The sequence below is a fragment of the Neisseria sicca genome (assembly GCF_017753665.1).
GTDB lineage: Bacteria > Pseudomonadota > Gammaproteobacteria > Burkholderiales > Neisseriaceae > Neisseria > Neisseria flava.
The window spans coordinates 559,422-578,307 of sequence record NZ_CP072524.1; the positions used below are offsets into that span (position 1 = coordinate 559,422).

The 18,886-nt window shown below is 51.9% G+C and carries 15 protein-coding genes; 10 read left to right on the forward strand and 5 right to left on the reverse strand.

Going from position 1 to position 18,886, the window contains the following annotated elements; translation table 11 throughout:
* Position 1: 1 nt before the first annotated feature.
* Positions 2-1,996, reverse strand: a complete 1,995-nt coding sequence (gene mutL, locus J7445_RS02665) for a DNA mismatch repair endonuclease MutL (protein ID WP_070655350.1) — start codon at positions 1,994-1,996, stop codon at positions 2-4.
* A 97-nt stretch (positions 1,997-2,093) separates the two neighbouring features.
* Positions 2,094-3,431: a bifunctional 3,4-dihydroxy-2-butanone-4-phosphate synthase/GTP cyclohydrolase II gene (gene ribBA / locus J7445_RS02670; protein ID WP_049227530.1), complete on the reverse strand. Its 1,338-nt coding sequence runs from the start codon at positions 3,429-3,431 to the stop codon at positions 2,094-2,096.
* A 325-nt stretch (positions 3,432-3,756) separates the two neighbouring features.
* Here ribBA and J7445_RS02675 point away from each other — a divergent pair, with 325 nt between their 5' ends.
* The 7 genes from J7445_RS02675 to J7445_RS02705 all read left to right on the forward strand — a co-directional run bounded on the left by J7445_RS02675 (position 3,757) and on the right by J7445_RS02705 (position 11,079).
* Positions 3,757-4,359 carry a DUF4230 domain-containing protein gene (locus J7445_RS02675; RefSeq protein ID WP_039405574.1) on the forward strand — a complete coding sequence of 201 codons (603 nt, stop codon included), beginning with the start codon at positions 3,757-3,759 and terminating at the stop codon, positions 4,357-4,359.
* A gap of 182 nt (positions 4,360-4,541) precedes the next feature.
* Entirely contained in the window at positions 4,542-5,381 is an 840-nt protein-coding gene (gene htpX / locus J7445_RS02680; protein ID WP_070655356.1) for a protease HtpX, read from the forward strand.
* A gap of 128 nt (positions 5,382-5,509) precedes the next feature.
* Positions 5,510-6,265, forward strand: coding sequence for a 5'/3'-nucleotidase SurE (gene surE, locus J7445_RS02685; protein WP_070655358.1), 756 nt, complete (start codon positions 5,510-5,512; stop codon positions 6,263-6,265).
* A 172-nt stretch (positions 6,266-6,437) separates the two neighbouring features.
* Complete coding sequence (locus tag J7445_RS02690) at positions 6,438-7,334, forward strand: peptidoglycan DD-metalloendopeptidase family protein (RefSeq protein WP_070655360.1); 897 nt, start codon at positions 6,438-6,440, stop codon at positions 7,332-7,334.
* A 230-nt stretch (positions 7,335-7,564) separates the two neighbouring features.
* The gene (locus J7445_RS02695) at positions 7,565-7,903 is read left to right on the forward strand and encodes a cupin domain-containing protein (protein ID WP_016688167.1); all 339 of its coding nucleotides are present in this window, start codon (positions 7,565-7,567) and stop codon (positions 7,901-7,903) included.
* A gap of 150 nt (positions 7,904-8,053) precedes the next feature.
* The gene (locus J7445_RS02700) at positions 8,054-9,166 is read left to right on the forward strand and encodes an ABC transporter permease (protein ID WP_070655362.1); all 1,113 of its coding nucleotides are present in this window, start codon (positions 8,054-8,056) and stop codon (positions 9,164-9,166) included.
* Between the two features lie 458 nt (positions 9,167-9,624).
* On the forward strand, positions 9,625-11,079 hold the full coding sequence (locus J7445_RS02705) for an efflux transporter outer membrane subunit (protein WP_070655364.1): 1,455 nt from the start codon (positions 9,625-9,627) through the stop codon (positions 11,077-11,079).
* A 52-nt stretch (positions 11,080-11,131) separates the two neighbouring features.
* Here J7445_RS02705 and J7445_RS02710 read toward each other — a convergent pair whose 3' ends face one another.
* Positions 11,132-12,340: a uracil-xanthine permease family protein gene (locus tag J7445_RS02710; protein ID WP_003742744.1), complete on the reverse strand. Its 1,209-nt coding sequence runs from the start codon at positions 12,338-12,340 to the stop codon at positions 11,132-11,134.
* 191 nt (positions 12,341-12,531) lie between these two features.
* On the opposite strand from J7445_RS02710, the gene J7445_RS02715 reads away from it, so the two are divergent.
* The 3 genes from J7445_RS02715 to J7445_RS02725 all read left to right on the forward strand — a co-directional run bounded on the left by J7445_RS02715 (position 12,532) and on the right by J7445_RS02725 (position 16,700).
* Positions 12,532-13,539, forward strand: a complete 1,008-nt coding sequence (locus J7445_RS02715) for an IS5 family transposase (RefSeq protein WP_209283126.1) — start codon at positions 12,532-12,534, stop codon at positions 13,537-13,539.
* Positions 13,540-14,157: 618 nt separating this feature from the next.
* A complete protein-coding gene (locus J7445_RS02720) occupies positions 14,158-14,814 on the forward strand; it encodes a hypothetical protein (protein ID WP_141752021.1) in 657 nt (218 codons plus the stop codon).
* Between the two features lie 542 nt (positions 14,815-15,356).
* Positions 15,357-16,700, forward strand: a complete 1,344-nt coding sequence (locus J7445_RS02725) for an aldehyde dehydrogenase family protein (RefSeq protein WP_070655118.1) — start codon at positions 15,357-15,359, stop codon at positions 16,698-16,700.
* Between the two features lie 243 nt (positions 16,701-16,943).
* On the opposite strand, the gene J7445_RS02730 is transcribed toward J7445_RS02725, so the two are convergent.
* Positions 16,944-17,792 (reverse strand): RnfABCDGE type electron transport complex subunit B, encoded by an 849-nt coding sequence (locus J7445_RS02730; protein WP_070655120.1) that lies wholly within the window; start codon positions 17,790-17,792, stop codon positions 16,944-16,946.
* 251 nt (positions 17,793-18,043) lie between these two features.
* Positions 18,044-18,805 (reverse strand): endonuclease/exonuclease/phosphatase family protein, encoded by a 762-nt coding sequence (locus J7445_RS02735; protein ID WP_070656659.1) that lies wholly within the window; start codon positions 18,803-18,805, stop codon positions 18,044-18,046.
* Positions 18,806-18,886 lie beyond the last annotated feature (81 nt).

Here is an 18,886-nt window from a genome sequence, read left to right on the forward strand (position 1 = left end):
ATTATTGTCCGCGTAAGAACAGTGCGTCCAATTCTTTCAGCGTCAGTTTTACCCAGGTCGGGCGGCCGTGGTTGCATTGGTTGCTGCGCGGGGTGTTTTCCATGTCGCGCAGGAGGGCGTTCATTTCGGGCAGGGTGAGCTGGCGGCCGGCGCGGACGGAGCCGTGGCAGGACATGGTGGCGAGGATGTGGTTTTCGTGTTCTTCGATGGTTTGGCTGCTGCCGACTTGGGCGAGTTCGCCCAATACGTCTTTGGCGAGCGAGACGACGTCGGCTTTGCCGAGCATGGCGGGGACGGCGCGGACGGCGATGGTGTTGCCGCCCATGTCGGACAGTTCCAACCCGAAGCCTGCCAGTGTGTCGGCGTGGTCAGAAAGGGCGGCGCATTCTTCGTGGGACGCGGCGAAGGTAACGGGGATGAGCAGGCGTTGGCTTTGCAGGTTGCCGTTTTCCTGCCGCTGGCGTTTCATTTTTTCGTAGTTGACGCGCTCGGCGGCGGCGTGCATGTCGATGAGCAGCAGGCTGTCTTCGGCTTGGGCGAGGATGTAGATGCCTAATAGTTGGGCGATGGCGAAGCCGAGCGGCGGCAGTTCGGGTTTGGGGTCGTCTGAAAAGCTGCGTGCGGGGATTTCAGACGACGTGGCGGATGTGCTGCCGAAGCGGGCTTGTTCGAATTGTGCCAACTCGATGTCTGCTTCATCGGCTGCGGTGTTTTTGAAGAGTTCGGCGTAGGTGTTGAGGGCGGCACGGCTTTCGCGCAGGGACAGGCTGCGCTGCTGAGGCGCGCGTGCTGCCTGATAGGGCATGGGGGCGGTTTTGTCGGAACCGAAGGCGCTGCGCGGTTCGGAAACGTGTGTGTTTGGTGTGGCGGCGAAAATGTTTTCAGACGACGTGGTCGTGTTTTGGAGAAACTGATTATGCTCGTTTTCAGACGACGTTGATGCGGGACGGATGCCTGTGATTTCGTGCAACACTTCGCCTGCGTTGCCGACGCTTTCGGTCAAGTCGGCGCGGGTGTCGGCGAGGGCTTTGTTGAGGGTGTGGAACACGAGTTGGTGTACCTGCTGGCTGTCGCGGAAGCGGATTTCGGTTTTGGTGGGGTGTACGTTGACGTCCACGGCTTCGGGCGGCAGGCTGAGGAAGAGGACGAAGGCGGGGGTGAGGGCGTTGTGCAATACGTCGCGGTATGCTTGTTTGACGGCATGGAGCATGACTTTGTCGCGCACGAAGCGGTGGTTGACGAAGCAGTATTGTTTGTCGGTTTTGCCTTTGGCGAAGGTGGGTTTGGCGATGGCGCCGTAAAGCCGCAGCGCGCCGTTGCCGCTGTCGATTTCTAGGGATGCCGCCTGAAAGTCTTCGCCGACGATGGCGGCTATGCGTTCGTGCAGGCTTTGGGCGGGGAGTTTGAACACTTGTTTGCCGTCGCGTTTGAGCGAGAAGGCGATGTGCGGATGCGCCAGCGCGAGGCGTTCGAGCATGGTGGCGCAGTGGGCGTATTCGGTGTTTTCGGATTTGAGGAACTTGCGCCGCGCGGGAGTGTTGAAGAAGAGTTCGGCGGCTTCAATGGTGGTGCCGACGGGATGGGCGGCGGCGGTGGGGCTGCTGAGTTTGCCGTCTTCGGCTTTGACTTGGGTCGCGTGTGCGCTGCCGTCTTGGCGGCTGGTCAGGGTCAGGCGGCTGACGGAGGCGATGCTTGCCAAGCCTTCGCCGCGAAAGCCCATGCTGGCGACGTGTTCCAAGTCGTTTAAGGTTTTGATTTTGCTGGTGGCGTGGCGGTGGAGTGCGAGTTCGATGTCGTCGGGGTGGATGCCGCCGCCGTTGTCGCTGACGCGGATGAGGCGGATGCCGCCGCCTGCCAGCTCGACTTCAATCGCCGTCGCGCCTGCGTCTATGCTGTTTTCGACGATTTCTTTGAGGGCGTTGGCGGGGCGTTCGACCACTTCGCCGGCGGCGATTTGGTTGACGAGGTGGTCGGGCAGGGCGGCGATTCGGGACATGGGTTTCTTCCGTTTTCAAACTGGCGGGTATTATAGCAAAAGGTCGTCTGAAAACCGGAATCGGGATTTCAGACGACCTTTTGATCAGACGGGCGGTTTATTTGTTTTCTGCTTCTTCAAAACCGACGACTTCCAAGCCGAAGCCGGTCAGGCCGGTGAAGGCGGAGGGTTGGCCTAACACGCGCAGTTTGCCGACGTTGAGGCCGGCGAGGATTTGCGCGCCGATGCCGTAGCTTTTGCTGTCCCATTTGTAGGCTTGATTGGCGCCTTTGGGCAGGGTGCGGTCGAGCAGGGTGGCGCCGTCTTCGGTACGATGCAGGAGGATGACGACGCCGCTGTCGGCTTGCTGGATGCGTTCAAGGGCTTTGGGCAGTGACCAGGAATGGCGCGGGTTGGCTTGGATGAAGTCCATGACGCTGAAGGGTTCGTGTACGCGGACGAGGGTTTCGGTGTCGGCGGTGGGCTTGCCTTTGACGAGGGCGAGGTGGGTTTCGCCGGAGAGTTTGTCAACGTAAACGTGTTGCTGGAATTCGCCCCACGGGGTTTGTACGGGGGCGTTGCCCATGTCTTCGAGCAGGCTTTCGGTGCGGCTGCGGTATTCGATAAGGTCGGTAATTGTGCCGATTTTGAGGTTGTGTTCTTCGGCGAACTTCATCAGTTCAGGCATACGCGCCATGGTGCCGTCGTCGTTGATGATTTCGCAGATGACGGCGGCGGGGATTAGCCCGTTCATTTGTGCCAAGTCGACGCCGGCTTCGGTGTGTCCGGCGCGTACTAGGACGCCGCCTTTTTGCGCACGCAAGGGGAAAATATGACCGGGTTGGACGATGTCTTCGGGTTTGGCGGTCGGGGAAACGGCGGTTTGGATGGTCAGGGCGCGGTCGGCGGCGGAAATGCCGGTGGTGATGCCTTGCGCCGCTTCGATGGAAACGGTGAAGTTGGTACCGTATTGCGCGCCGTTTTTCTGGGTCATCATGGGCAGGCCGAGCCGCTCGACCATGCTGCCTTCCATCGGCAGGCAAACCAGTCCGCGCGCGTGTTTGATCATGAAGTTGATGGCTTCGGGGGTAACAAACTGCGCTGCCATTAGCAAATCGCCTTCGTTTTCGCGGTCTTCCGCGTCGGTGATGATGACCATTTTGCCGGCTTTGATGTCGGTGAGGATTTCGGGGATGGAGGAAATGTGGGGCATGGTGCGTCTTTCTTGATGGTCGGATTGGGCTATGGCGTGTTCTTGATCCAGCCACATGGCGGGCATTTGCGCCGCCTGTTCGATTTTGCGGGCTTTTTTCTCGCCGAAGGATTTGTTTTTCAGAAGGGCGGACAATTCGCCTTGGTTGATGGCGATGGCTTCGGCAAAACGGGTTTGCTGGCCGCCGTATTTGTCCGCTATCCATTGCCGCAGGTTGCGGCGGCGCAGGTCGGTGGTGTTCATGATGTGTGGTGTGGCTGAAAGGATGTAGGCGATTGTAGTCTTGTCTTTACCAAAAGGCAAACTGTGTTTAACGGCGGATTTTCATTACCTTTTGGTAATGTTTTGACAGGAGGTCGTCTGAAAAACAAAAATGGCGTTTTCAGACGACCTTTGCTTGAAATCTGAACATTTGAAAGAATATGGGCGTTATAGTGGATTAAAATAAAAATGAGACAAGGCGGCAACGCCCGCCGTGTACGGGTAGTACATAAGGGCGTTGGCAACGCCGTATCATTGCAATTTTAATCCACTATAAGTTTAACGCAACCGAAAAGGGTCTAACCTGATGAAAATGGTTTACCGATTGATTTTAATATCTATTTTTTGCGCAGTCGCAGCAGCGGGCGGCTGGTTTTATGCCCAGCACCGCAACGACAACGCCCATGAAGCGATTTCGCGCGAAGGCGTTTTGATGCAGATTAAGCAGATGAACCGCTTGGAAAGCACGGCTTTTTACATCGACACCATCATCCGCACCGAGAAAAAAGGCGACTGGCGCAGATTGTGGCAGGACTCGCAAAGCGGTCTGTTTATCGTGCGCGGCAAAGTGTTGGCGGGCTTGGATTTGGACAAACTTCACGCCGACAACGTCAATATCGTGGACGGAAAAGTCCTCATCAGCCTGCCGCCCGTAGAAATCCTCAGCGTCGATTTGGAAAATATCGAGGTGTACGACATCCAAACCGGCTCGTTCAACCTTTTGCCCGTGGATAAGGCAGTGTTCAAAACCGTGCAGGACGAAGCCAAAAAACAAGTTCTCGCCAGCGCGTGCAAAGCCCAAATTTTGGATCACGCCAACCGCCAGGCGCAAACGCAGCTTGAAAACCTGTTTGCCCTGACGCAGACGCAGGTATCGGTTTATCCGGCGGCAGTGGGGCAGTGCAACTGAACGCTGGATGACGTTTGACAGCATAATATTGCGAGTGGGTAACCAAAAGTGTATTTGGATTTGCATACCTTTTCCCAATAAGGTGTTTCGGTAGGCGAGACTTTTTGAGAAAATACATTGCCTTTTGCAAGGTATTTGAAGAATTCATTTTTTACATAACAAACAAATTTAAAGGAACACTGGTGAAACGTGTCTTTCTGTTTCTCGTAACCAATATCGCGGTTTTAGTCGTCATCCGGATTGTTTTGGCAGTCCTCGGTATCAACAGTACGGACCAAGTCGGCAGCCTGCTGGTGTATTCTGCCGTCGTCGGCTTTACCGGTTCGATTATTTCTTTGCTCATGTCCAAAACCATCGCTAAAAACTCGGTGGGTGCGGAGGTTATCGTTCAACCGCGCAGCGAAGAAGAAGCATGGCTTTTGGCAACTGTTGAAGCGCAGGCCCGTCAATGGAGTCTTAAAACCCCCGAAGTGGCGATTTATCATTCTCCCGAACCGAATGCTTTTGCAACCGGCGCGACACGCAACAGCTCTTTAGTCGCCGTCAGTACCGGCCTTCTCGATCATATGACCCGGGACGAGGTCGAAGCGGTTTTGGCGCACGAGATGGCGCACGTCGGCAACGGTGATATGGTTACGTTGACGCTGATACAGGGTGTCGTCAATACGTTTGTGGTTTTCTTGGCACGCGTCGTTTCCGGCATGATTGCCCGCAATAACGACGGCAGCACTTCCCAAGGCACATATTTTATGGTGAGCATGGTGTTGCAGATTGTGTTCGGCTTTTTGGCAAGTATTATCGTCATGTGGTTCAGCCGTCAGCGCGAATACCGTGCGGATGCGGGTGCCGCCAAGTTGGTCGGTGCGCATAAAATGATTGCCGCGCTGCAACGTTTGAAAGGCAGCACGAGTGATTTGCCCGAGCAGATGAATGCGATGGGTATTGCCAGCGATGCCAAAGATTCCCTGCTGAGTACGCACCCTTCTTTGGATAACCGCATTGCGCGCTTGAAAAATCTGTAATGCGAAAAAACAAAAGGTCGTCTGAAACTAAATTTGGTTTCAGACGACCTTTTTTTCATGAGTGTTTCGGATAGACGGCCGCAGTATGGGGACGATACAATAGCATCCCTTTTCAGAGAGCTATAACAATGAATATCTTGATTTCCAATGACGACGGGTACTCTTCGCAGGGCATAGCCATTTTGGCGAGGGTAGCGGCGGAGTTTGCCAATGTCCGCATCGTTGCCCCAGAACGCGACCGAAGCGGCGTCAGCAATTCTTTGACGCTCGACCGCCCTTTGCAAATGAAGCAGGCGGCAAACGGGTTTTATTATGTTGACGGTACGCCCACCGACTGTATTCATGTGGGTTGTCATGTGCTTTCGGATTTTAAACCCGATTTGGTCCTTTCAGGCATCAATAATGGTGCGAACATGGGAGATGATACGCTTTATTCGGGAACGGTTGCCGCAGCGACCGAAGCCTTCCTGATGGGCATTCCTGCCGTTGCGTTGTCTTTGAACGATACGCGGGGGCGTTATTGGCAGACGGCGGAACAGGCCGCTTGGATGATATTGGAGCGGTTGTTGAAAAATCCGCCTAAAACGCCTGTCCTTTGGAACATCAATATTCCCGCCGTACCGCCGGATGCGGTGCAAGGTATCAAAACAACGCGGTTGGGGCGGCGGCATCATGAGCAAAGCGTTATCCCGATGAAGAATCCCCGCGGTGAGTCTATTTATTGGATAGGCCCCGTCGGCGATATTTCCGACCGGGAGCAAGGTACGGATTTCGGGGAATGTGAATCAGGCTTTATCACGGTTACACCGCTGCAAATCGATTTGACTTCCTACCGCCATATGGATGCAGTCAGCGGATTTTGGCAGGATGGCAAAGAGGAATAAGCACACAGATTTCTGTTTTTGTCGAATGCTTTCAGACGACCTTTTTGTTCTGAAACAGGCGCGGCAAGCCGATTTAACAGTCCCTAACCGCCCCGATACTTGAGGGGCGGGCTTATTTTTATTATGATATGCACCAATCAAGACAATAACCCCGATATAAAGGTCATCGATTATGTTGAAAAAAACCGCATTTTATGCCGCTTTCGCCCTGACATTGGGCGCATGTACCAGCCAGCAACCCGCCCCCGTCGTCGTCGGTAATGCCGGTTCCGGTACTTCTTCCAATCCTTATGGTGCGACCCCTTACGGCACAAATGCGCCGGCAGCCAACGATGCCCCTTATACTCCTCCGTCCGCTCCGGCTGCCAACAGCAGCTATACGCCTCCTGTTTCCGGTGGTGCCTATGTTCCGTCCTATGCTCCGGTTGACATCAATGCAGCAACGCATACTGTCGTCCGTGGCGATACCGTTTACAATATTTCCAAACGCTACCATATTACCCAAGACAATCTGCGTGAATGGAATGGTTTGACTGACAATAACATCAGCGTCGGACAAAATCTGCGCGTCAAACCGGCCGGTTATACTGCCCCTGCTTCGACTGCGGCAGCCAAACCGTCATATTCTGCACCTGCACCCGTTGCCAAGCCTGCTCCTGCACCTCTCAATACGCCGACAGTTGCTACCGGTGCAACCCGTACAGTCAGCGGCATCACATGGCAACGTCCGACCAATGGTAACCTCCTTGCCAACTTTGGCGGCAGCAATAAAGGCGTGGACATCGGCGGTAATGCTGGTCAGCCCGTCGTAGCTGCTGCAGACGGTAAAGTGGTTTATGCAGGCTCGGGTTTGCGCGGTTATGGTAACCTTGTCATCATCCAACATAACTCCTCATTCTTGAGCGCATACGGACACAACCAACGTCTGCTCGTCAATGAAGGACAAAATGTCAAACGAGGACAAACCATTGCACAAATGGGTAATACCGATGCCAACCGTACCCAACTTCACTTCGAAGTCCGTCAAAACGGCAAACCGGTCAATCCTGCCACTTATATTGCATTCTGATGAACAAATTGAAGGCCGCCCGATTATTCGGGCGGCCTTTTAAATTAAATCCGTTAGGTCTCCCTGTTTCAGCAATGATTGTACCTGTGCTGGTAATTTATCAAGGGGGCTGTTTGAGTAGAACTTTATACCGATATGCTGCCCTAAATATTGGTTTTCAATAATACATACTATGAAAACAGCCGTATGTTCTCAGTTTTTGAAAATGTAAAAATGGAAAAGGAGCGATTATGAAACAATATACCTTAGACCCCAAAGCCCTGTTGGGCGGTGTGATCAGCAGTGATGCCGATCAGGAAATCGTCCAGCTTTCTTTGCAGAAAGACAATGAAATTCCGCCCTATGAAGCCGATGCGATTATTTTGTTGATCGTGTTGAACGGTAGTGCGCAAATCTCGACGTCGTCTGAAACTTTACATACCGAAGGCCTGCAAATTGTCCGGCTCGAACCTGGCGAGACGCATAGCATCCGTGCGCTTGAAGATTATACGAATATCTTGGTGATTAAGCAGTTGACTTACGTTGCGGGCTTAAACAAAAAATTGCGTTTCGGAAAATGTTGCCTGTGAAAGTTTTTGCAGTATGGCGGTACTGTCGCGGTGAGTTTGGTGATTTCCATAAAGAACCAGATAGTAGGTGATGTACTGTATAAAGGTCGTCTGAAGAACAGATAAAGTTTTCAGACGACCTTAATCCATAACGTTTAAACAGGAATCCCCATGCGTACCCTGAAAAACATTCTGACTCTGATGCTCAAAGAGTTCCGCAGCGTGTTGACTGATCCGGTGCTGATGGTGCTGATTGTGTACATCTTCACCGCCACGATCTATCAGATGGCGCAGGTGGGCGCGGATTTGAAAAATGCCACCGTCGGCATCATCGACCAAGATCGTTCGGTCTTGTCCATGCGTATCCGCGATGCCGTGCAGCATCCGTTTTTCAAACCGGTAGAGGACGTGCGGCGCGAAGATTCGGACGAATTGATGGATAAGGGCGAATTCACCTTTATTTTGGAAGTACCGCCCAATTTTCAGCGCGACATGGCGGCGGGGCGCAATCCTGATTTGCAGCTTTTGGTTGACGCGACGTCGATGACGCAGGCGGGGGTGGGCGCGTCTTATCTTTCGCAAATTATCAACCGTGAAATTTACGAATTCACCGGCGTGACGCGGCCGGAGTTAATCAGCCCCGTCATCAATACTTATTACAATCCCAACGGCGAAAGCGCGTGGTTCATGCCGACTTCGCAAATCGGATCGATGTCGTGTATGTTGCTGATTTTATTGACGGGGGCGGCGGTTATCCGCGAACGCGAACGCGGTACAATCGAGCATCTGCTGGTGATGCCGGTCAATGCGTTCGAACTGATGATGGGCAAAGTGCTGGCAAATGCTGCCGTGATTTGGGTGGCGGCGTTGTCGTCGCTGTGGTTTATCGTGCATTTGAGCATAGGCGTGCCGCTCATCGGCTCAGTACCGCTTTATGCGGTAGGGCTGGCGTTGTTCCTGTTTTCGGTGGCGTCGCTGGGCATCATGATTGCCACGTTCGCATCGACGATGGGGCAGTTCGGTATGCTGATGCTGCCGGTGTATATCGTGATGAACCTGTTTGCCGGCGGCGCATCCCCGCGCAGCAATATGCCTTACGCGGCGCAACTGATCAGCGAATATTGGCCGCTGACGCAGTTCGTCAAATTCTCGCAAGACATCCTGTTCCGAGGCGCGGGGATTGAAATTGTCTGGGGACATATGCTGATCATGGGCTGTATCGGCGTAGGATTCTTGTGGCTGGCATTGTTGCGGTTTCAAGGGATGTTGGAACGGCAGGGTTGATGAGGTCTTCCTGCCGAGGATCGCTAAAAAGCAAACCTGACGGTTCGTTGCCCTCTCCCTAACCCTCTCCCATGGGGAGAGGGGATTGAGGATGCTGAAACCCAACCGTGTTTTAGATTTCCAACCGATTTGTCCCCTCTCCCCGAGGGAGAGAGTTGAGGATATAGAAACCCTACCATGTTTTAGATTTTCTGCCAATTTGTCCCTTCTCCCCGCGGGAGGGGGAGTTGAGGATACCGAACCTCAGCCACTTTGGGATTTCAGCCAATTTTGCCCCCTCTCCCCGTGGGAGTGGGGTGGGGAGAGGGCGGTAAGCCGCAGGCTTACATTGTTTCGCAAAAAATCTTCTGAAAGGTCGTCTGAACGGTTGTCCCGTCGAGAGGCTGCGCACTCTGAAAACGAGCGAAGCAAATTTCGCCAAAACGGAACGCTAAAACCTTTTCAAAAAGGAAAATACGATGAAATTCAATCAAATCCATTTATTGTGTATTGCCGCAGCCTTGGCGCTTGCTGCCTGTAAAAACACAGAAGTTCCGTTAAACAGTCAGGTTGAGTTGCCTGAAACGTTTACGCAGGATGCGGCGGCAAAGGGTGATGCGGACATCGGGGCGTGGTGGCAGCAGTGGAACGATCCGGTGTTAAGCGGATTAATCGCGCAAGGTTTGGCGCAGGGGCATGATGTGAAAATCGCTGTCAGCCGTCTGAACGAAGCCCGTGCCGTGGCGGGGGCGGCGCGTGCCGATTTGGGGCCGACCGTTGGACTGAGCGGCAAGGTGGGGGCGAATTACAGCCAAATGGATAACCCGCTCGACAGCAATGCCAGAGCGTTGCTCTCGCGTTATCCGCAGGCCTCGTCTTTAAACGGCGATACCATCGAGTCCACAGGCACCAGCATGTACGGCGGACTGGCCGCTTCGTGGGAGCCGGATATTTTCGGCAAGAAACGCAGCGATGCCGATGCCGCCCGTTATGCCGCACTCGGGCAGCAGGAGCTGGCGTATGGCGCGCAAATGCTGGTGGCGGGCGATATTGCCGACAATTATTTCAAGGCGCGTGCGGCACAAGGCCGTCTGAAAACCGCCGACCAAACCGTTGCTACCTTGCGGCGTATGGTGCGCTATATCGAAGGTCGGTTTAAGGCGGGACATGTCAGCGGCTATGAAGTGAACGAGGCGAAAGTGCAACTGACCGCAGCGGAAGCCAAACGCGCCACGATAGCGGCGGAATACGCCGCTTATGTGCGCAGTATCGCCGTTTTGACCGGTAACGTGCCGCAGACGTTTACGCTGCCCGAATCGTCTGTCGATGCGTTGGCGCACCAACCTTCCGCTCCAAGCGGGCAAACGCCGCAAGGCTTGCTGGAACGCCGCCCCGACCTGCGCGCACAGGTGGCGCAAGTTAATGCCTACGCCGCCAAATTCGCCAGTGCCAAAGCCGATTTGCTGCCGCGCTTCACCATCAGCTTTATGGGACAGGGAGGGCGCATCGGTGTGGACGGCGACCGTTCGCTGACCGGCTGGGCAAGTTTGCTGTCGGTGGGCATACAGACGCCGCTGTTCACCAACGGCCGCATCAAAGCCAACATCAAAGCCGCCGACGCGCGCCTTCAGACGGCATTGCTGGAATACGACAAACGGCTCCTGACCGCACTGGGCGAAGTCGATAGTGCGTATCAAGGCGTGGAATCGCTAAGCCGTCAAACCGAGCTGCTGCAGACCGCCCATAATCAGGCAGCACGCCATGCTGCCGATACGGAAAAAATGTTCCGCAACGGCTACAAAACGCTGGATGTCTCCCTCAAAGCCCATATCGCTGAAGACCAAGTGCAGGAAAACCTGATTGCGGCGCGACTGGCAAGGGCGCAGATGCTGGTGTCGCTGTATAAGGCATTGGGCGGCGGTTGGTCGAAATAAAGAAGCAAAAAGGTCGTCTGAAAAATTTCAGACGACCTTTTTAAGCTGATGACTATTGTTCTCTATCCGGCAACAGTATATTCAAAATAATGGCCAATATTGCGCACAAGCCCACTCCGGCAAAGCTCAACGTACCGATTTTGATGACCATACCGCCGATACCTGTCGTCAACACAGAGCTGACGATAACCAGATTTTTAGGCAGCATCAAATCAACCTTCGAATCAATCAGCGTTTTCACACCCAAAGATGCAATCGTACCGAACAAAAGCAGCATAATGCCACCCATGACAGGCATCGGGATGGAAGCTAAAAACGCATTGAATTTACCGAAAAACGCCATTGCAATGGCAAAAATCGCCGCCCAAGTCATAATGACAGGATTGCTGTTTTTCGTAATCATCACCGCGCCTGTAACCTCGCCGTAAGTCGTTACCGGCGGTCCGCCGATCAAACCGGCTACGCATACGCCCAAGCCGTCGCCCGCCAGCGTCTTATCCAAACCCGGATCTTTCGTATAGTTTTGACCGGTAACATTTCCAATAGCCATGATACCGCCGATATGCTCGATGGCAGGTGCAATCGCCACCGGTAGCATAAACAGCGCAGCCTGCCAGTTTACTTGCGGCGTTTCAAAATGAGGCACTGCAAACCAAGGCGCATTGACGATGGCGGCAGTATCTACCAAGCCCATTATCAAAGCCAATGTGTAGCCCGAGGCCACACCGATCAAGATCGGCACCAGTTTCATCATGCGACTGCCGAAAACCGACACCACGACCGTTACCGCAAAAGTAAAGCCCGACAAAATCAACGAGTCTGCATAATCAATTACCTGTTTGCCGTCAGCCTGCCCCATAGCCATACTGCTTGCCGCAGCGGCTACCGACAAACCGATGACCATAATCACCGGCCCGATGACTACCGGCGGCAGCAAGCGGTGAACCGCCGCCAACCCTCGCCACCTGATTAAGCCCGCGAATACAAAATACATAAAGCCGGCCGCAAACAGGCCAAACATCGTTGAAGGCAGCCCCCATTCACCAATCGAGTAAATAATCGGTGCGATAAAAGCAAATGAAGAACCCAAAAAAATCGGCACCTTACGCCGAGTAACCAATTGGAACAGCAACGTCCCAATCCCGGCGCCTAACAATGCCAGTGCAGGGTTCAACCCCGTCAGAAGCGGCACAAGCACCATCGCACCGAACGCCACAAACAAAATCTGCGCGCCCGAAACCGCCAATTTAAGCTGATTCATCCGAAACCTCGTATATTCGATTCAAACGGCGGGAATTATACTGTCTAGGCAGCCGAATGAACATTAATTTAACGCGGATTGGAGGTAAAACAGATTGGTAAAGATGGCAATGGGTGCAAGATGGGTAGAGACCTTTGCAAAATTCCCCAAAATCCCCTAAATTCCCTCCCAAGACATTTAGGGGATTTCTCATGAGCACCTTCTTCCGGCAAACCGCACAAGCCATGATTGCCAAACACATCGACCGCTTCCCACTATTGAAGTTGGACCAAGTGATTGGTTGGCAGCCGATCGAGCAGTACCTGAATCGTCAAAGAACCCGTTACGTCCGAGACCACCGCGGCCGTCCCGCCTATTCCCTGTTGTCCATGTTCAAAGCCGTCCTGCTCGGACAATGGCACAGCCTCTCCGATCCCGAACTCGAACACAGCCTCATCATCCGCATCGATTTCAACCTGTTTTGCCGCTTTGACGAACTGAGCATCCCCGATTACAGCACCTTATGCCGCTACCGCAACTGGCTGGCGCAAGACAACACCCTGTCCGAATTATTGGAACTGATCAACCGCCAACTGACCGAAAAAGGCCTAAAAATAGAGAAAGCATCCGCCGCCGTCATTGACGCCACCATTATTCAGACCGCCGGCAGCAAACAGCGTCAGGCCATAGAAGTCGATGAGGAAGGGCAAGTTAGCGGCCAAACCACACCGAGTAAAGACAGCGATGCCCGTTGGATCAAGAAAAACGGCCTCTACAAACTCGGGTACAAACAACATACCCGTACCGATGAGGAAGGTTATATCGAGAAACTACACATTACCCCCGCCAATGCCCATGAGTGCAAACACCTGTCGCCTTTGTTGGAAGGGCTGCCCAAAGGTACGACCGTCTATGCCGACAAAGGCTACGACAGTAAGGAAAACCGGCAACATCTGAAAGACCATCAGTTGCTGGACGGCATTATGCGCAAAGCCCACCGCAACCGTCCGCTGACGGAAGCGCAAACCAAACGCAACCGATATTTGTCGAAAACCCGTTATGTGGTCGAACAAAGCTTCGGTACGCTGCACCGTAAATTCCGCTACGCCCGGGCAGCCTATTTTGGGCTGATTAAAGTGAGTGCGCAAAGCCATCTGAAGGCGATGTGTTTGAACCTGTTGAAAGCGGCTAACAGGCTAAGTGTGCCTGTTGCCGCCTAAAAGGCGGCCCGGATGCCTGATTATCAGGTATCCGGGGAGGATTAAGGGGGTATTTGGGTAAAATCAGGAGCAATTAGTGGCAGAAACAGCCGAAAACCTGTGTTTGGGTTTCGGCTGTCGGGGAAAGGGCTTTTTTGCAAAGGTCTCGGGTAATCTGTTGTTTAGCAACAATACGCTTCGCAGATTGAGCTTTAGTAGCGGTTTCACACGAGCATTTGGTAAAAAATCAAAAGGCCGTCTGAAAACTTTCTTCAGACGACCTTTTGGATTTCTGCAGCTGGGTTTGCCGCACATCAAGCAAGAATCTTAGTCTAAGTTATCATATCAGGATAAAGGCACTGAGGATAAAGGCACCTGATACGGATAAAAACCGTCAGAAAACTGATAGGCAAATTCGGTGTTTAACCATAATTTAACTTTTGAAAAACCATCGTATTGAATACTATTAGCTACTTCAAACCTATAGGCCGTCTGAAAAGTTTTCAGACGACCTTTGATAGTATTTACAGTTGTAATGATACGTTTGTCTGAGTTAAATACCGTTTATCTGAAATGGGTTGTAGGTTTATGGGAATGTGGCATTTTATTGGAAATTTTATTTTGAAGATGGATATTCTTGTGGAAAAAACAAAAGCCGTTCCCTTTAATCCTAAACAGATTTCTTTTTTCTTTTTCTTTTTCTCTATTCCATTTTTTATTGTCAGCTTCCAGGATTTAAAAAATTATAGTTATTATCTATATAATCAACCTAAATATAAAAGTTTGCATACTATTACTGGAGAAGTTATCCATGATGACCGCCTACCACCTGGAAAGTATAAAGAAAGATTGGATGGAATTTATATTAAAACAAAGAATAAAAACATAAATATTTACTGTGGTAATGTGAATAAGCTCCTAGTAGGGTATGGAGCTAGAGGTATAGGAGGAGTTTATGCGCCGGGTAGATGTGATTGGATTGCGGTAAAGCTAGAAAGGGAAGGTAAGTGCATATCAGACTCAAATAAAATATTTTGTGAAAATCCAAGAAACTTATATGGTTATAAAGTATATGCTAAAGTAGATGATAATATGACAATTTATGAGCTAAAGCTAAATGATAGTATTTTTTATACTTATGGAGAAATGGTTTCGCTTTATAGGAATAGATATATTGCAAATCTAAAATCAGATTTATCTTTTTGGTTTATTTTTTTTATATTGTCTCTATTATTTTTTATAATTAGCCGTAATGATAAATATAAAAATCTTAGAATTTTGTCAAGCAGTAAGTAACTAAAAATTAGGAGTTTGTTTTCATATCAAGAGTTTCTGAAGCTATAAATATTGGTAATGGTGTCGTTAATGCGAGCAATATTTCAAGCAATAATCTTGTACTTCCCAATCAAGATAACTCATCAAGAGAATATACTAGTCAGGATTGGATAAATGCGGCTGGTGCTACATATGGTTATTTAGACAATTTATTGCAAATTGGTGGGAAATCATTGCCATTTGCAAATTCGGCTGCTATTGGTTCTGCTTCCTATAATCTGTGTTGATGATGAAAGGTCGTCTGAAAACCTTGGAAACAGGGTTTCAGACGACCTTTATTATTTTTTAGGCTTATTTTAGATATTTCGATTACTTTTTAATGAGTGATTATCGAGTTACATAAATTCTTTTTCGTTCAGGCTGTCTATTTAGAAAGGATTGCATGGAGTTATCTAAGTTTGCTATATAATCGCGTTTCTTTGATGATGAACAAACGTCGTCTGAAAACGTACCTTGTTTTTCAGACGACCTAAAATAAAACCGACATACAAAGGATCCGAACCATGTTTCACAGCATCAATGCCTATACCGGCGAAACCCTTTGTCGCCGACCTGCGCAAAGTTATGCCGAGTTTGCACAAGAATTGGCAGCGTTGAGAGTACGTCGGCAGGCGTTTGCGCGATTGGGCGTTACCGGGCGGACTGCTTTGCTGCAAGCTTTTGCCGAGCGTTTGGCGCAAAACAAAGAGCGGCTTGCGGAAATGGTTTGTGAAGAAGTCGGACGCTGCCTGCATGAATGCCGTGCTGAATTGGATAAATCCGTCGAACTCATCCGATATTATGTCCGCCTTGCCCCCGAGTTGCTGGCGCATAAGACCATTGCCACGCAGGCGAGCCTCAGTCAGGTGCGTTTTGAGCCGTTGGGTGTTGTGCTTGCCGTCATGCCGTGGAACTATCCTGTCTGGCAGGTTTTGCGTTTTGCTATTCCCGCGCTTTGTGCGGGCAATGCTTGTGCCGTCAAACCTGCGCCCAGTGTTGCGCGGGTCAGCGCGGCACTGCTGGAACTGGTTTCAGACGACCTCCCGTTGATTGGTGCGTGGCTGGATAACGACGATACCTTGAAAGCCATCGAAGACACCGATGCGATGGCGTTTACCGGCTCGACGCAGACCGGCCGCCTGCTCGCCGCCCATGCGGGATTGCACCTCAAGAAAACCGTCCTCGAACTCGGTGGCAGCAATCCTTTCATCGTCATGCCCGATGCGGATCTCGAACGCGCCGCTGCGGAAGCCTGTTATTCGCGTTTCCGCGACGCCGGTCAGTCTTGCAACGCCGCCAAACGTATTATCGTTACCGAAGCCATCGCCGACCGCTTCATCCCCCTGTTTCTTGCCGAATGCGCCAAATTGCAAACAGGCGATCCTAAAGACCCCGCAACCACACTCGCACCGCTGCACCGCGAAGACTTGCGCGCAAACGTACACGCTCAAGTGCAGGACGCAGTCGCACACGGCGCAGAAGTTTTGGTAGGCGGTTTCATTCCCGAAGGAAAGGGCTGGTTTTACCCTGCCACCGTGTTGGACAAAGTAAATCCTGACTGCCGCGTTTGGAATGAAGAGGTTTTCGGGCCGGTTGCCATGATTTTGCGGGCGAGGGATGAAAAACATGCCATCGCCCTTGCCAACGATACGCCTTACGGACTGGGCGCAAGCATTTATACCGCCGATACCCGCCGTGCATGGGAGTTTGCCGAAAAAATCCAAGCAGGCTCGGTCTTTATCAACCGCCACACCAGCAGCGACCTGCGCCTTCCCTTTGGCGGCGTTAAAGCCTCAGGTTACGGACGGGAATTGTCTGAATTCGGGTTGTATGAATTTGTGAACGTGAAAACGTATTGGCAGAAATAAAAATGGATTGAAAAAGGTCGTCTGAAAACGCTGGATTGTCTATATTGCGTTTTCAGACGACCTTCTTTTTGTTGAAGCGGTAGTTTGTTTTTCTCAATATTCTCCGTAGGAATGATGTATTTGGAAATTTCCGATTATTGAATAAGGATTTTCATTTGCACTGGAATGACGGAATCTTTTTTTATATTTATAAGGTCGTCTGAAAACCTCTTTCAGACGACCTTTGAAGTCTCTCCACCAAAATCATCGTATTTCTTTGGCTGCTTCTTGCTCCGCTTTATAACGGCGCAGATAGGCGAGCGCGGCGGCTTTTTCTTCTTCGTTGCCATATTTGACATCACGCTGGGCGCGGCGTAATTCGGCACGCTCTTTAGCTTCTTCGATTTGTCGGTTTTTGAATGCTTCGCGGTTGTCGGAAGCAACCAGTTTGTCTTGTTGGGATTGGGCTTTCGCCATGGCTTTGGCAATCAAATCCATAGGATTGAATGCAGGTTTGGCGGCAGCTTGGGTTTCGGCTTGAATTTGCGCCTGCTTGGCTTTAACGGCGGCTTCGCGCTCGGCAAGCATGGCTTTGCGTTCCGCCTCGTCACGCGCTTTGCGCTCGGTGTGCCAATCAAAGCGGCTTTGCGCGTGTTCGGCGGCGGCGAAACGCGCTTCGGAAGAGCGGCTCAGGCTGCGCGCGGCGGGAAGGTAGTCGTGTTCGGAAGGTATCATGTCGATACAATCCACCGGACAAGGCGGGAGGCAGAGTCCGCAGCCTGTGCATTCGTCGCTGATAACGGCGTGCATGAATTTGCTTGCGCCCATAATCGCATCGACAGGACAAGCGCGGATGCAGGCGGTACAGCCGATACAGGCGGCTTCGTCTATCAGGGCTACGGCTTTGGGCTGTATTTTGACGGGCGCGACGCGCGGCTTACCCAATAAGGCGGCAATGTCCAGCATCACCGCTTCCCCGCCGGGTGAGCACAAATTAACAGGTGCATCCTCGTGCAGCAAAGCTTGCGCATAAGGCAGGCAGCCTTGATAGCCGCATTCTCGGCACTGGGTTTGCGGCAGCAGGCGGTTGATGGCTTGAAGGTCGGTCGGCATGGCAGATAGAGTCAAAATCGAAAGCGTGTATTTTATCGGGAAACGGAATGTAGGGGAATAAAGGGTTTGAAAATAAAAGAGATTCTTCTATCGTTTTACAGTAAATTCAAGTAGGAACGACGGAATGGGAATGATGGCCTAAGTATCCTTTATTTGAATTTCATACGGTGTAGTGGGTAAGAGTGTGGATATGGAAGGCCGTCTGAAACACCTGATTTCAGGTTTTCAGACGACCTTTGGCATGGGTGCGGTCAAGGCAGTTTGGGTCGGACTTTGACGCTTAAGGGCAAGTGGTCGGAGAGGCGTTGCCAGTTTTTGCCGTTGTGGATTTGGGAGTCTAGGACTTCCAAGTTGCGGGTATAGACGCGGTCGAGGCTGAGGACGGGCAGGCGGGCGGGGAAGGTTTTGGGGCGTTTGCCGTTGCTGTCCACGAATACTTCGTTCAGGTTCAAGGCGTTGCCTAAGGATAGGGCGGATTTTTGCCGCCAGTCGTTGAAGTCGCCGGCGAGAATCAGCGGGCTTTGCGGGTCGATGTGATGCACGACGTATTCGAAGATGGCGCGGTATTGTTTGGCGCGGTCGGGTTCGCGCAGGTTGAGGTGGGCGCAGAGGCAGACGAGCGGGGTGTCCCAGCCTTCGGGCAGGACTTCGCAATGGAGTACGCCGCGCTGTTCGAGTTTGTTGACGCTGATGTTGAGGTTGTGGCGGGTTTCCAGCGGCAGGCGGCTGAGGATGGCGTTGCCGTGGTGGCGCTGCGGGTATACGGCGTTTTTGCCGTAGCTGCGGTTGTAGGAGAGGCGGTCGCCGAGGATGTCGTAATGCGGTTTTCCGGGAAAATCGGGCAGCCTGTTGCTGCGGGTCAGGTGTTGACCTTGCACTTCCTGTAAAAACAGGACATCCGAGCCTATGCCGCGCAGCTCTTCCGCCATACTGTCCACTTGGACTTTGCGGTTGAGTGCGGACATGCCTTTGTGCATGTTGTATGAGGTGATGGTAATCGGGCGGGGGGACATGATGTGTAACCGTAGTGTGTGAATCGTTTGTCGTTGTATTGATAGTATAACACTGCAAGTGTTTGGTTTCAGTAAAGATTT